At 60.7% G+C, this 14,546-nt stretch carries 14 protein-coding genes; 2 read left to right on the top strand and 12 right to left on the bottom strand.

Annotated features, from left to right (window positions below; translation table 11 throughout):
- Positions 1–143: 143 nt before the first annotated feature.
- The 10 genes from FHW37_RS17520 to FHW37_RS17475 form a co-directional block, all read right to left on the bottom strand.
- Positions 144–767: a DedA family protein gene (locus FHW37_RS17520; protein ID WP_145638679.1), complete on the bottom strand. Its 624-nt coding sequence runs from the start codon at positions 765–767 to the stop codon at positions 144–146.
- Between the two features lie 140 nt (positions 768–907).
- Positions 908–1,726 carry a lysophospholipid acyltransferase family protein gene (locus tag FHW37_RS17515; protein ID WP_145638677.1) on the bottom strand — a complete coding sequence of 273 codons (819 nt, stop codon included), beginning with the start codon at positions 1,724–1,726 and terminating at the stop codon, positions 908–910.
- Positions 1,727–1,735: 9 nt separating this feature from the next.
- Positions 1,736–2,164 carry a Fur family transcriptional regulator gene (locus tag FHW37_RS17510; protein WP_145638675.1) on the bottom strand — a complete coding sequence of 143 codons (429 nt, stop codon included), beginning with the start codon at positions 2,162–2,164 and terminating at the stop codon, positions 1,736–1,738.
- A 41-nt stretch (positions 2,165–2,205) separates the two neighbouring features.
- A complete protein-coding gene (locus FHW37_RS17505; protein ID WP_145638673.1) occupies positions 2,206–2,700 on the bottom strand; it encodes a GNAT family N-acetyltransferase in 495 nt (164 codons plus the stop codon).
- Positions 2,701–2,792: 92 nt separating this feature from the next.
- Entirely contained in the window at positions 2,793–3,446 is a 654-nt protein-coding gene (gene tsaB, locus FHW37_RS17500) for a tRNA (adenosine(37)-N6)-threonylcarbamoyltransferase complex dimerization subunit type 1 TsaB (protein ID WP_145638671.1), read from the bottom strand.
- 46 nt (positions 3,447–3,492) lie between these two features.
- Positions 3,493–4,059, bottom strand: a complete 567-nt coding sequence (locus FHW37_RS17495; RefSeq protein WP_145638669.1) for a NifU family protein — start codon at positions 4,057–4,059, stop codon at positions 3,493–3,495.
- A gap of 142 nt (positions 4,060–4,201) precedes the next feature.
- Positions 4,202–4,693: a universal stress protein gene (locus FHW37_RS17490; protein ID WP_145638667.1), complete on the bottom strand. Its 492-nt coding sequence runs from the start codon at positions 4,691–4,693 to the stop codon at positions 4,202–4,204.
- A gap of 129 nt (positions 4,694–4,822) precedes the next feature.
- On the bottom strand, positions 4,823–5,887 hold the full coding sequence (gene trpS, locus FHW37_RS17485; RefSeq protein ID WP_145638665.1) for a tryptophan--tRNA ligase: 1,065 nt from the start codon (positions 5,885–5,887) through the stop codon (positions 4,823–4,825).
- Positions 5,888–6,030: 143 nt separating this feature from the next.
- On the bottom strand, positions 6,031–6,426 hold the full coding sequence (locus FHW37_RS17480; RefSeq protein ID WP_145638663.1) for a VOC family protein: 396 nt from the start codon (positions 6,424–6,426) through the stop codon (positions 6,031–6,033).
- Between the two features lie 15 nt (positions 6,427–6,441).
- On the bottom strand, positions 6,442–7,668 hold the full coding sequence (locus FHW37_RS17475; protein ID WP_145638661.1) for a hypothetical protein: 1,227 nt from the start codon (positions 7,666–7,668) through the stop codon (positions 6,442–6,444).
- Positions 7,669–7,942: 274 nt separating this feature from the next.
- Here FHW37_RS17475 and FHW37_RS17470 point away from each other — a divergent pair, with 274 nt between their 5' ends.
- The gene (locus FHW37_RS17470; protein WP_145638659.1) at positions 7,943–9,133 is read left to right on the top strand and encodes a GGDEF domain-containing protein; all 1,191 of its coding nucleotides are present in this window, start codon (positions 7,943–7,945) and stop codon (positions 9,131–9,133) included.
- A 236-nt stretch (positions 9,134–9,369) separates the two neighbouring features.
- Positions 9,370–9,849 (top strand): DUF882 domain-containing protein, encoded by a 480-nt coding sequence (locus tag FHW37_RS17465; protein ID WP_145638657.1) that lies wholly within the window; start codon positions 9,370–9,372, stop codon positions 9,847–9,849.
- Between the two features lie 21 nt (positions 9,850–9,870).
- On the opposite strand, the gene murJ is transcribed toward FHW37_RS17465, so the two are convergent.
- Both murJ and FHW37_RS17455 read right to left on the bottom strand, forming a co-directional pair.
- On the bottom strand, positions 9,871–11,457 hold the full coding sequence (gene murJ / locus FHW37_RS17460; protein ID WP_145638654.1) for a murein biosynthesis integral membrane protein MurJ: 1,587 nt from the start codon (positions 11,455–11,457) through the stop codon (positions 9,871–9,873).
- A gap of 220 nt (positions 11,458–11,677) precedes the next feature.
- Positions 11,678–14,515, bottom strand: coding sequence for a [protein-PII] uridylyltransferase (locus FHW37_RS17455; RefSeq protein ID WP_145638652.1), 2,838 nt, complete (start codon positions 14,513–14,515; stop codon positions 11,678–11,680).
- Positions 14,516–14,546: the final 31 nt, after the last annotated feature.

Below are 14,546 nucleotides of genomic sequence, written 5' to 3'. Positions count from 1 at the left end.
ATCCGCCCTGCCGGGCACCTTCTCCCCGTTCTGACGGGGAGAAGGAAACTTGCCGCACCCTGTCTGCCCCGCTTGGGGCACGTCCCCTCTCCCCGTCAAAACGGGGAGAGGGTTAGGGTGAGGGGCTGATTTGTGCGTGGGCTTTACCCTTCAACCGCCGCCTTCCGTTTGCGCCAGCGGCGCCAGACGACAAAAGCCAGGCTTTCGACCACCATCAGGATGATCATCACTTCCAGTGCCAGTTCAGACACGTTGCCGTCGAAGGAAAGGCGGGCGCAGATATAACCGATGGCAAAGAACAGACCGTTCCAGATCGCCACGCCGAGTGCGCTGGCGACCGCAAACGGACCGGGGCTTACCTTCAAGAGGCCGGCGATTGCCGGCGCGACGAGACGGATGGTGGGCACAAGTTGAGAGGTGAAGGACAGTGCCGACTGATTGGTGCGGAAATAGAGGATGAGGCTTTCAACACGAGCCGAAGAGGTGCCGAAGAGAAGGGCGAAGCGGGTGAGGAAACGAACCGAACGCTGCTCGGAAACGCTGACTGCACAGAGATAATAGATGGATCCACCGACATAACTGCCGGCGACCGCTGCAAACAGTGCTGCCGGCGCAGACCAGGATCCGGATTCCGATGCAATGCCGATCGCCACCAGGATTGCATAGGAGGGAAAGATCGGTACGACCCGCTCCGAAAAGGCGACCAGGAAAACCCCGAGCAGGCCATATTCGGCAGACCAGGCAATCAGACTTCCAAGCGGATCCATTCTCTCTTCCAGATTGTTGGCCTATGGCAGGTTTCGATAACCCGCCGTAACGCGCCTGACTTGTTCAATCTTTCGATTGTCTTCACTTCTTCGACCGTCTGGCGCAAATGGGAGGCGGAGGGCCGAGGCGCAATAGGCTTCTATTTCACGTTCTCGTCGTATTCGTCGTAATTCCTGCCGCGCAGATGCCGTGTCAGCAGTTTGCGAAGCTGGGCCGTGACGTCGGCTGAGAGCTTTTTGCGGTTGTCGCCGGCGCGAAAATCGATCGTGTCGCCAAAGGCGACTTCCACATCAAGCGCGCCTTCCCGCAATATGCCCATCAGGTGCGGCAAAAGTTCGATATCGCCGGGCCAGGCGGCGATCGGGCGGTGATAACGGCCCATCGCCATGCCGTTGACCCGCGTATAGGCGATTGCCGCCGGCTGTACATGCACGATCTTTTCAGCTGTCGCCGGTGCCGCCGCGGCAGCGGCGCCGAAAAGGGACGACTTGACTTCGAGAAGACGATTGCCGTCCGAAGTCGTGCCTTCGGGAAAGAGCACGACGATCTCGCCGGCATTCATGCGGGCGGCGATCTCGTTGACCTGATCCCCGGTGCGGCGCTTTTCCTCGCGCACCACGAAAATGCTCTTCTGCAGCTTGGCGAGCAGGCCGAAGACCGGCCAGTTCGCGACTTCCGCCTTGGCGATATAAACGACATCGGCAACGGCACCGAGGACGAGAATATCCTTCCAGGAGGCGTGGTTGGAGGCCAGCATCAAAGGTCGGCGTGCATCCATCTTGCCGTGAACATGGATGCGGATACCAAGCAGGAAACAGGCGCTGCGGTGCCAAAGGCGTGGCACGTAACGACGGATCTTCAGATCGAACGCAAGGCCGACGAGCTGAAACGGCAAAAGGACCAGCGTCACCACGACAAGGCTGAAAAGGACGAGGCCGATCCGGATATTGGTAATCACCGGTCGTCCTTACTGGTCGTCTTTGTCGAGCGGGATACCGTAGAGTTCCAGCCTGTGGCCGACGAGGCGAAAACCGAGTTCGCGGGCAATGCGCTCCTGCAGCGCCTCGATTTCCGCAGACTGGAATTCGATGACATTGCCGGTGTTGAGGTCGATCATGTGATCGTGATGCTCTTCCGGCACCGTTTCATAGCGCGACCGGCCATCACGAAAATCGTGGCGCTCGATGATTCCCTCGTCCTCGAACAACTTGACCGTGCGGTAGACTGTGGAGATCGAGATGCGCGGATCGACCTTGGAAGAGCGGCGATAAAGCTCCTCGACATCCGGGTGATCGTCGGAATCCTGCAGGATACGGGCAATCACGCGGCGCTGGTCCGTCATGCGCATGCCTTTTTCGGCACACAGCTCCTCCAGGGTTTTGGAAAGATCCGTCATGACGTTTTAGCCTTCGAAACGTTCAAGTAGAAAGTCAGGAACTAGCGAAGAACGCGGCTCATGACAAGCGCGGCGGACCGTCGCCCATCGGCACCGGTGTAATAGGACGGTCTTTCCCCGACTTTCCGAAAGCCGAGCTTGGCATAAAGATCGGCAGCGGGCTTGTTGGCGGCCTCGACCTCGAGAAACATCGTATCGGCGCCGCGCGACACGGCTTCACGCAGGGCGGCCTGCATCAACCGCCAGCCGAGACCTTGTCGCCCATATTTTTCGGCAACGGCAACCGTCAGAATTTCCGCCTCACCGCCGCCTTCACGGCAGAGCACGAAACCGGCAAGCGGTTTTGAGAAAAAGGCATTGGTCTGGCGAACCGCGAAACCGAAGACATTGTGCTGCAGGACGAGGTTCTGGAATTCGCCATCGCTCCACTGTCTCGGAAAGCGCTGACCATGCAAGTCCGAAATCTCGACGCAGTCATCCACTTCGAGAGCGACCACCTCGAAAAACGGTTTCCAGCTCAGATAATCGTCGAACATGGTTCCATCCCAACCATCGCGCTGGCAGCATTTTGTTTTGGCATGTCGTTTTCGCAAAACCGCTGCACACTTTTGCGCGACATGCTCTGGCCCTACTGGCGGGCCAGCGCGAATCCGGTCTGCGGTTTGGCATCCGGGCCACGAAGATACAAGGGTTTTGGCCGCGCCGCATCCGCTGGCTTTTCCGCACCGATCCGCGCCACCATGCCGATATCGAAACGATCCGGCACCGGAAGTGCACCTTCCTTGTGCTCGGTCCAGGAGCCGGTCACGGCTGCCGAAAAGCCGGTAACGAGAGCATCGAAATCATCCGGCGACAGTGCCTGCGGCGTATCGAGCGCTGCACCTGCGGCAGAGAAAGCCTGGGTATAAATCTCGTTGCGCTTGGCATCCATCGCAACAACGACGGGCTTTTGCGGATGCGCCTGAAGATAGGTTCTTGCCAAAACCTCGAGCGTCGTCACGCCGACGCAATCGATGCCGAGTGCCAACGAAAAACCGCGGGCCGCTGCAACACCGACGCGGATGCCGGTAAACGAGCCGGGACCGATGACGACCGCTACCCGACCGATTGCCGATAGTGGCAGGCCGGCGTCATCGAGCGCCGTGTCGATCATCTCCATCAGCCGCTCAGCATGGCCCTTGCCGATCATCTCGGTGACGACGGACAGGGTTTTGCCCGCCGCTACATCGTAAATGGCAGCGGAGCAATCCACACCGGCAGTGTCGATGGCCAGAACAATCATATCGGGTCGGTCACGAAAGGGAGATCGGATGCGGGACGGGTGAGGCTCAGAGAGCCTCGACCGCCTGAACTTCCGGCACAAAGTGCTTCAGAAGGTTCTGCACACCATGCTTCAGGGTCGCCGTCGAAGACGGGCAACCGGAGCATGCGCCCTTCATGTTGAGATAGACGGTGCCTTCCTTGTAACCCTTGAAGGTGATGTCACCACCATCCTGGGCCACAGCCGGGCGAACACGGGTTTCGAGCAGTTCCTTGATCGTCGCGACGATGGTCTCATCATTCGCGTCGAAGAACTCGCCTTCCTCGTCCAGATCTTCCGCAAGCGAGGACACACCGCCCATGACCGGCTGGCCGGACATGAAATGCTCCATGATTGAGCCGAGGATCGCCGGCTTTAGGTGCTGCCACTCGGCATCTTCCTTGGTGACGGTGATGAAGTCGTAACCGAAATAGACGCCGGAAACGCCGCCGATTGCAAACAGGCGCGCAGCGAGAGGAGAGGCCTCGGCTTCGCCTTCATTGCGGAAATCTGCGGTACCGCGTTCCATGACGACCTTGCCGGGCAAAAATTTCAGCGTCGCCGGGTTCGGCGTGGTTTCCGTCTGGATGAACATGGATCGTCTCCCGGGCGATAGCGGCCCTTGTTTAGAATTCTTCAAAAGAAGATAAGCCTTATCAGCTTTAGGTTCAAGTGCGCCTTTATGCCCTAAGGGTCAAGTCACAACAGCGGGTGATGCGGCCAAGTTCGGATACGCATCAGGCCAGCGCGTCGATTTCCTCGTCGGTCAGCACGTCCGGCAGGACGGTGACGGGGATCGGAAAAGCGGCACCGCGGCCGGCAACGGCGGAAACCAGCGGGCCTGGTCCTTCCTTGGCAGAGGCGGCGGCAAGCACGAGAATGGCAATATCGCGATCTTCCTCGACGAGCGCGTTGATCTGTTCCGGAGCGCTGCCTTCACGGATGACGATTTCCGGATCGATGCCGATCGCCTCGCGCACCTTCTGGGCGGCCTTTGCCATCACGGCCTCGGCCTCTTCCATGGCTTCTGCCCGCATGATCTGCTCGACGCCGAGCCATTGCTGAAAATCGCCTTCAGGGATGACATAGAGCAGCACCATGCCGCCATTGGTGTTTTTCGCGCGGCGGCCGGCATAATAGACCGCCTTTTCGCATTCCGGCGTGCCGTCGATGACCGCCATGAACTTGCGCCTGTGACCTTCAAGCCGAGATAGCCGTTTCGATACCATGACGTCCCCCATGCATGCACGTAGTCGACCGACGCGGTCGTGATGGCGAAATTATACGAATGGCAGAAAATGAAAACCCGCCAGTTGAGGCTGGCGGGTTGACGATGTCTCGGCCTGGATTGTTTGCGATCAGCGCAGGAAGCCGACGATGTCGAAGACCTCGCCCATGACCTTTTCGGCCCGTGCACTTGCCCGCTCGCCGCCATCGCGCAGAATCGCGTCGATATGGCTCGTGTCGTCCAGGAGGCGGCGCATTTCGAGCGAGATCGGCGCAAGCACATGCACGGCAAGATCGGCCAGCGCCGGCTTGAAGACCGAGAATTGCTGACCGCCGAATTCTGCAAGCACATCCGCTTTGGACTTGTCGGCGAGCGCTGCATAGATACCGACGAGATTGTCGGCTTCCGGGCGACCCTTCAGGCCTTCGAGTTCGGTCGGCAGGCCTTCCGGATCGGTCTTGGCCTTGCGGATCTTCTTCAGGATCTCGTCGGCATCGTCCATCAGGTTGATACGCGACAGATCGGACGGATCCGACTTCGACATCTTCTTGGTGCCGTCGCGCAGCGACATGACACGCGGTGCGGGGCCATCGATCAGCGGCTCGACCAGCGGGAAATAGCCATGGATCGGCTCTTCACCGACGACCATGTCGACGCCGGTGCCGGTGGTGCGGATCTTATCCTGGAAGTCGATGTTGAATTTTTGCGCGATGTCGCGGGCGAGTTCCAGGTGCTGCTTCTGGTCGTCGCCGACCGGCACATGGGTGGCGCGGTAGACGAGAATATCGGCGGCCATCAGGCTCGGATAGGCGAGCAGGCCGAGCGAGGCGTTCTCGCGGTCCTTGCCGGCCTTGTCCTTGAACTGGGTCATGCGGTTCATCCAGCCGATGCGGGCGACGCAATTGAAGACCCAGGCGAGTTCCGCATGCTGCGGCACGGCCGACTGGTTGAAGACGATGTGTTTCTTCGGGTCGATGCCCGAGGCGATGAAGGCGGCCGCGATCGAACGGATCTGGCCACGCAGGTCGTCATGCACGAGCTGGGCAGTGATCGCATGCAGGTCGACGACGCAATAGATGCAGTCGTTGTTTTCCTGCAGGGCCACGAACTTGCGGATGGCGCCGAGATAATTGCCGAGATGGAGATTGCCGGTCGGCTGCACGCCGGAAAAGACAAGCGGCTTGAAAGAATTCATGTCGTCCTCGATAGGCTGGTGGAAGGCCTCAGGTCCTGGAATACGAAAGCCCCAAAGGTTTGATTTCCTCCGGCGCCCACGCCCCGCGGGCCATGTAGCTGATGGGCGGGCTTATGCACGCCTGCCGGTGTGCAATCAAGGCCTCAACCGGCAGCAGGCTCAATCAAATCCCAGGTGTTGCCGTAAGGATCGGAAAACACCGCCACCGTGCCATAGACTTCGTAACGCGGCTCTTCGAGAAAGCTTACGCCGCAGGCAATCATGGCGGCATGATCGCGGGCGAAATCGTCGGTCTTCAGGAAGAAGCCGACCCGGCCGCCGGCTTGACGGCCGATCGCCGCCTTCTGGTCTTCGGTAACGGCTTCGGCGAGCAGGAGCGCCGCCCCCTCCCCGCCCTTCGGCTTCACCGTCAGCCAGCGCTTTCCTTCGGGCTGGACAGTGTCCTCCAGACATTCGAAGCCGAGTGACCCACAATAAAAGGCCTTGGCCTTGTCATAGTCATCGACAACGAGGGTGACGAGAAAGATCGAACGGGACATGGCGGCAGGCTGCTTTCAGAGGGACGAGATCTTGTCGGTGAGCGCGACCCAACCGCCCGGCTCCATGATCAGCGCGCCGATATCATAGCTGCCGAGCATGGCGAGCGCCGAGCGTCGGGTGAAAAGCTCGCTTACCAGCCGTGTCGCGGGGCCGGCATCGCGATGGAAATAAAAACTCTGGCGGGCCTCGTGCACGACCTTATCGAATTCAGCCGAGGGCAGCCGGCTTGCCGGCGGCGCATGGGCTTCGAGCGCCTCGCGCGCGGCGGAAAGACCCATGCCCGTCAGCCGTGGCGGGCGAGCGTCCTCGCGCAGCTTCTCATTGGCCTGACGCAGGTTGAGGCCGGTCAGGCGCGGCGGCTTGCGGCGGGCGAGATAGCTGTCCTTTGCAAAAAACTCCGCCGGATCGCGACGATGCATGCGGCACCAGGCATAAAACTGTTCCTGATAGGCGCGCCAGTGGATTTCCAGCGCCAGTCGGGCGCAATTTCTGGCGTGAAAGGCCTTGTCGAATGTCTTCGTCACCGCCACCGAACCGTTGACGGCGGCCGAAACACCAGCGGTGATAATTTCGCCGAGGACCGGAATGGAACCGGTGACAAGTTTCGTGCCTTCGATGCCGGATTTGTGGGCCTTGACCTTAATGACCTCGCGCACGAGTTCCGACAGCGTGACGCCACGCTGCGCCTCGGCATCTATCGCGTCGATCTCGCTGGCCAGCATTTTCAGCTTGGTGAGATGGGCTGCGGTGGAGACCGTCGTGTTCGTCTGTCGGGCGATTGACAGCGCATTGACTGGAAGATGACCCATCGAGGCCGCAACGGCGACGGAGCCCGCAATGCTGAAACCGTTGCCGCCGACTTCCTTGATCCGGCGCCGCTGCAGGTATTTCAGCGTCGCCGGGCTTTCGGTCGTCATATCGCCTTTGCTATGGCCGTGGCCGACGAAAAGCGGGTTCGGTGGCACCTGGATCTTGCCATTGCCCTTTGCCTTGTAACTGTTCTGCGCGCCCTGGGCGATGCTCTGGCCAAGCCCGGCATAACCGGCGCTGCCGCCGCCATTGGCACCACCGAAGGCGACATCGAGGCAGATGGAGGCGATTTCCGTAATGGAAAGCGGCGCGTCCTTCTTGTCGTATTTGCCCTTCTTGTCGGCAGCAGCCGAAAGCTTGTCATCCAGCCGTGACGTGCCGGCGAGAGCAAAGGGTTTCGGGGCGGGAGAGCTTTTGAAAAATCCAAACAACGTAACAACCTCTTGCGGAGGAGCCAGCACCGGTCGGGCGGTGCCACATCCAGATGGGACACATGATGTACGGCCCCACTATGGCCGCCGGGGAGAATCGGGTCAACCGATGGTATGTGACGGTTTTCTGACATGCCGCTTTCCCGCCTTTGCTACCGCTGACAGCGGATGACGGCGATGCCTGCCGGCTTACCGAAACCAGCCATCCCGTCTTTAGATTCCGGTTAACATTCCATCCTAGCGTGTAATTCACTTTTCACCCGGAGCATCCCTCATGAGCGCCGTGACGCTGGAAGAGGTGGAGAACCAGATCGGGCGTGGCTTCGGCTTCCTGCGTTTTTCCCCGCGGATCGAAGCCCTGTTCCGCACGGATTATGGTGCGGACCGGTTGCGCCTCGTGCCGGTTTGGGGCGTGGTCGGGCTGATCATCTACAACCTGATCTATTTCTGCGACCGCGCCATGCTGCCGGATCTGCTGGGTGAACTGCTGATCATCCGCCTGATGGTGTTCACGCCGATCGTGCTCTTCTCGATCATGCTGCTGCAGCGCTGGCCGAGTTCCGGGCTCTACAACCTCCTCACAGTCATCATCGCGATCCTCAGCGTGACCCTGCCGATGACGGTCGCGGTTTACAGCACGAGCCCCTATCTCTTCGCCTATCAGAACTACAATGCCGCGGCTTTCCTGTTCTTCGTGATTTCGCTGAGGCCTCGCTTTCCGGCGATCGTCATCGGACTGGCGCTGATGTGCGCCTCGCATTTCATCAGCACCCATCTGAGCGGCGCCTTCGACACGGTCTCCTATATCGGCATCCTGACATTCTATCTGACGCTCTCCGTCTTCCTCGTCGTCAGCGCCTATTTTCTCGAGCGCACGGACCGCCAGAATTTCCTCAACCGCCTGAGGGCTGGCCTCCTCTACCGGCAGCTGGAATACAATGCCGAACGCGATGAGCTGACCGGGCTTCTCAACCGGCGCTCGCTGGCCCGCATCAGCGGGGAGATCTGGCGGAACGCATCGACACAGCCCACCGTCTCGGCGATCCTGCTCGATATCGATCATTTCAAGCGCTTCAACGATGTCCACGGCCATCTCGAAGGCGATGCCTGTATCCGGACCGTCTCCAACTCGATCCGCAATGCCGCCGATGCCAGCTCGCATGTCTTCCGTTTCGGGGGGGAGGAAATTCTGGTGCTCTCGAGTGGCCGTGATCCGCTCTCCCTGCTTGCCATGGCCGAGCGCATCCGCACCGGCATAGAGGCGCTCGGCATCCGTCACAGGGGGCTTGAAGATGGCTGCGTGACGGCCAGCCTTGGCGTCGCCTTTGGTCTTCCCGCCGAGATTTCGCTTGAAAAATTGCTGCAAACGGCAGACGAGGCTCTTTATGAGGCGAAACGCCGCGGCAGGAACATCGTCGTCATCGCGGGCGCGGAAGAAACGGGCCCCTGCCTGGCCGCCAGCTGAGATTCTCGCCGGTAAATCAAAACATTAGCCGCCTAAACGATATCGCCGGAGAACCGGAATTGCCTGATATTCCGGGGAATCCGTTTGCCCTATGGTTAATGCAGCTTAAGTATTTAGGCGGATAAATCCCAGTTTGGAGCATATTGCTCCTTATTCACGTCACTTTTGGAAAAGAAATACCCCGCCCAGAACAAGACGGCCTGCGATGACGACAGGTCCTTTCTCTGGAGACACCTATGCGCATCTTTTTTCGCGTCGCGCTCGCCTGCCTTTTGACTGCCGGCTTCGCCCTTCCCACCCAGGCTGCCGAGACTGAGAAGCGCCGCAGCTCATCCTTCAAGCATGATTATTCGGCCTATTACACCGTTCAGCGCATCAGCGTGCGTACCGGCTGTTTTCCCGACAAGCTGGAAGCGGTCCTCGCCCACATCGCCGTCGAGACCGGCCACAAGCCGGTGGTAACCTCCGGCCATCGCCCGCATGCCGGTCATTCGCAGCACAGCCGCTGTTTTGCCGCCGATATCCGGGTGCCCGGCGTATCCGACAGGGCCATTCTGGCCGCCGCGGCAACCGCCCCCGGCATCGGTGGCATCGGCCAGTATTGCAACGGCATCATCCATGTCGATGTCGGGCCGAAGCGGACATGGAACTATTGCAGCAAGGGCGCTGCCAAGCGGACGCTTGCGCGCTACAAGAAGAAGCGCAGCCATTACTGACGGACGCCCACGCCCCGCCCGCTATTGCTGCGGAGGGGCAGGCGCCTTCGGCTTGCGCTTCATGTTGCGCCTGATCATCCCAAGATCGGCGCCGCCGATCAGGAAGGCGCAGGCGAAATAGACGATCATGGCAAGTCCGAGCAGACCGAACAGAGCCACAACCTTTTGCACAAGCGGTACGCCTGGCGCGAGCCATGCGGACGCATAAGGCATGGCATAAAGAAGCGCTGCCGACATGATCGCGGTCGAGACAAGAAGCAGCGCCGTGCGGCGGGCAAGCGCCCATTCCCAGGCAAGATGGCCGCGCCAGACGAGCGTGGAAAACAGAAGCACGGTATTGGTCCAGCCGGCAGCCGCCTCGGCGGTCGCGATGCCGCGCTCGGCGATCAGCGGGAAAAGCGTGATCGCAAGGCCGGAATTGATGACGACCGAGAGCATGGTGAAACGCATCGGTGTCTTGGTATCCTCACGGGCATAAAAGCCGGGCTGCAGCGCCTTGATCAGCACGAAGCCGGGCAGGCCGAGGCCGTAAATGGCGAGGATAGAGCCGACGACGGCTGTGTTTTCGGCCGAAAACTGGCCACGTTCGTAGAGCACGCGGATGATGGCGTCCGACAGGATCCAGAGGCCGGCGGCGGCGGGCAGCGTCAGGAACAGCACGAACTCGATCGAGCGGTTCTGGATATTGGCGGCCTCCTTGGCAAAGCCGCCTTTCAGGGCACGGGCAAGTTCCGGCAGGAGCACGACTCCGACCGCGACACCGACGACACCGAGCGGCAGCTGATAGATACGATCGGCATATTGCAGGGCGGCGATTGCGCCTTCCTTGCCCGAGGCGATCGCCTGGCCGATGATCTGGTTGATCTGGGTAATACCGCCGGTAATAGCGGCAGGAACGGCAAGCACCAGAAGGCGCTTGACGTTCGGCGTCATGCGCGGCCGCTTGAAGCCGATATTGATGCCGGCATGGCGCACACCTGCATAGACCACCGCCATCTGCAGCAGGCCGGCGAGCAGCACGCTCCAGGAGAGATACCAGGCGATCGTCTGCGGATCGGCATGGATCCACAGGCCGTAGAACAGGGCAGCGATCATCACCACGTTCAGGAAGACCGGGGCGATGGCGGCCGCGAAGAAATGGTGGAGCGAATTCAGCATGCCCGACAGCATCGCCGTCAGCGACATGCACATCAGATAGGGAAACATCACCGCCGCCATGCGGATGGTGAGCGAGGTCTTTTCCGCGTCATCGGCAAAACCCGGCGCGATGATCCATTCCACCAGCCATGGCATCATCAGTTCCATGACGATGGTGATGATCAAAAGCGCGGAAAACAGGACGCCGAAAACCTCTTCGGAAAACCGCTTGGCACCCTCGACGCCATTCGCCTCGATCTCCTTGGAAAAGAGCGGCACGAAAGCGGCGTTGAAAGCGCCCTCGGCAAAGAGGCGGCGGAAGAGGTTGGGGAAGCGGAAGGCTGCGTAAAAGACGTCGGCCATCGGGCCTGTGCCGAGTGCGGCCGCCATGAAGGTTTCACGGGCGAAGCCGAAAATGCGGCTGCCAAGCGTGGCGCCACCGACGGTCGCGAATTTTCTGACGAGGCTCATGGGGTGGCAATGCTCGGGCGGATGATGGCGACCGGATGGCGGATGGCGGCCGTAGAGATAAGCCCCTCACCCCGCCTCCGCTTTGCTCGGCGCACCCTCTCCCCGTAAACGGGGCGAGGGGGAACGATGAGCGACGCGGCATATCCCTTCTCCCCGTCAGAACGGGGAGAAGGTGCCGGCAGGCGGATGAGGGGCGAAACGCAATTGAGAGCGTGCGACATCACGCACTCGCCTTCGACTTCTTCGCCGGCGCGACCGGGGTGGGCACCGGTGACGGGGCGATGATGCCGGAGGGCATGCCTGCGCGCATCTCGTCTTCCTGCTCGGACATGACCGCCTTCAGCCTTGCGATGATATTACCCTGGCGGTTCTCGTTGGTGACCTTATGGCCGACGAGATCGACGACATAGAACGTATCGATGATCTTTTCGCCGAATGTGGTGATGCGGGCCGAATGGATGTCGAGCGACAGGTCGGCCAGCACAGCGGTGATATCGGCAAGCAGGCCGGTGCGGTCGAGGCATTCGACCTCGATGACCGTGAACTTGTTCGACAGGCCGTTAGAGATGATCGCGGACGGCGGGATCTGAAAAGTCTTGTTCTTCTTCTTCGACTTGGCGCGGGTGGCGATGACTTCCGGCAGGCGCTTCTTGCCGGCCAGAACATCCTCGATCATCCGGCTGATCGTTCCGGCGCGGCGCAACTCGTCCTCGTCGATCGAAAATTCGCGGTTGATCAGGATCGTATCGAGCGCGCGGCCATCGGAGGTCGTAAAAATCTGCGCATCGGCGATATTGGCGCCGGCAGCGGCACAGGCGCCGGCGATGATCGACAGAAGGCGCGGATGGTCAGGCGCCAGAACCGTGATCTCGGTGATGGCGTGGAAACTGTCCGTGCGCACCATGGTGGCGAGTGCCTGACCGGCACGATCGGCTTCGCGGATGAACTGCGCGTGGCGCACCTGATCGTCCAGCGAGACGGAGAGGAGATAGGGCTGGTAATGCAGCTTCGAGAAGGCGCGGCGCTCCTTCTGGCTCCAGTCACCGAGTGCCTTGGACAGTGCCTCTTCGGCCGCCTTGGCGCGCTCCTTGCGGGAGACTTCGGAAAAGCCGCCGGAAAGCAGCAGCTCGGTCTCGTAATAGAGCGTGCGCAGAAGCTGGCCCTTCCAGCCGTTCCAGACGCCGGGGCCGACGGCGCGGATATCGCAGATCGTCAGGACCAGCAGCAGCTTCAGCCGGTCCATCGACTGCACCTTTTCGGCAAAGTCGGTGATCGTCTTGCGGTCGTGCAGGTCGCGGGTCTGGGCGGTCATCGACATGACGAGGTGTTCCTCGATCAGCCAGACGACGAGTTCAGTCTGTTTCGGATTGAGGCCAAGCCTCGGGCAGAGGCGGCGCGCAACGCGGGCACCGGCAATCGAGTGGTCTTCGTCACGGCCCTTGGCGACGTCATGCAGGAGGACGGCCACGAAGAGCGCATCACGCTCCTCGATGCCGGGCATCAGCTTGTTGGCGAGCGGATGAATTTCGGCCGCCCTGCCCTGGTCGATTTCCGACAAAGCCTCAACGGAGCGGATGAGGTGCTCGTCGACCGTGTAGTGGTGATACATGTTGAACTGCATCATCGCCACGACCTTGCCGAATTCCGGAATGAAGCGGCCGAGCACACCGGCCTCGTTCATGCGGCGCAGCATCAGGGCCGGATCGCGCTTCGAGGTCAGCATGGAGAGGAAGAGGCGGTTGGCTTCGGCATCCTCGCGAACCGTATTGTCGATCAGCGACAGCGAGCGCGAAATGCTCTTCAGGGCATCCGGATGCAGTTCCAGGCCGGTAATATCGGCGACGTGGAAAAAGCGCATGATATTGACCGGATCGCGCTTGAACACGCCCGGATCGGCCAGCGTGATGCGGCCACGATCCTCGACGAAATCGACGGTGCCGGCGATCTTGTGCTGACGCTTGGTGAAGCGCGAGATGACGCGGCGCGTGATGCCGGGTGCCGCCTTGGCCTGGGTATCCTCAAGGGCGGCGCAGAGAATGCGGGTCAGGTCGCCGACATTCTTGGCGACGAGGAAATAGTGCTTCATGAAGCGCTCGACCGCCGAAAGGCCGGGTCTTGCATTGTAGCCGAGGCTTGTCGCGATCTCCCGCTGGATATCGAAGGACAGGCGCTCCTCGGCTTTGCCGGTCAAAAAGTGCATCTGGCAGCGGACAGCCCAAAGGAAGTCATCGGCCTTTTCGAAGGAACGCGCCTCTTCGCGCGACAGCACGCCGAGCTTGACCAGATCGGCCGTATCGCGGACGCGGTAATAATATTTGGCGATCCAGAACAGCGTGTGCAGGTCGCGCAACCCGCCCTTGCCTTCCTTGACGTTCGGCTCGACGAGGTAACGCGTATCGCCCGCCTTCTTGTGGCGCTGGTCGCGCTCGGCAAGCTTGGCGGCGATGAATTCCGGGCCGGTATCGGCAACGATCTCGTGGTCGAAGCGGCTTTCCAGCTCCTTCACCAGGTTCTCGCGGCCGCAGATATAGCGGATTTCGAGGATTGCGGTGCGGATCGTCATGTCGGTCTTCGACAGACGGATGCATTCCTCGACGGTGCGGGTCGCATGGCCGACCTTGAAGCCCATGTCCCAGAGCAGATAGAGCAGGAACTCGACCGCCTTGCGCATGCCTTCGGTATTCTTTTCCGGCAGGAGGAAAAGAAGATCGATATCGGAGCCCGGCGCCAACGTGCCGCGGCCGTAACCGCCGACCGCCGCAACGCTGATATCGCGGCCTTCCGGATAAAGATGCTCGACGATCGTCTGGTGCAGGACGCAGATCAGATTGTCCTGGATCCAGGAAATGCGGCGGGCGCAGTTGATGCCGCTGCCATCCTTGTTCAGGAGTTCGCGCGCCTTTTCCCGGCCCTCGACGCTTGCCTTTCTCAGGATCGGCAGAAGGGCTGCACGCACCTCCAGCGAAGGACGGGATCCGCCTTCCACCACTGCCTTGCAATCGGCCTTCAGCCGGTCAACATCCATGAGTTCGGAAAAGTCGATATCGTGTCTTGCCATGTCTTCCCGCCGGTGCCGGTCTTCTCTCGGT

Source organism: Neorhizobium alkalisoli (genome assembly GCF_007829835.1).
Classification (GTDB): Bacteria; Pseudomonadota; Alphaproteobacteria; order Rhizobiales; family Rhizobiaceae; genus Neorhizobium.
The sequence above is the reverse complement of the archived record's forward strand: the minus strand, read 5'-3'. Positions and strand labels throughout refer to the sequence as shown.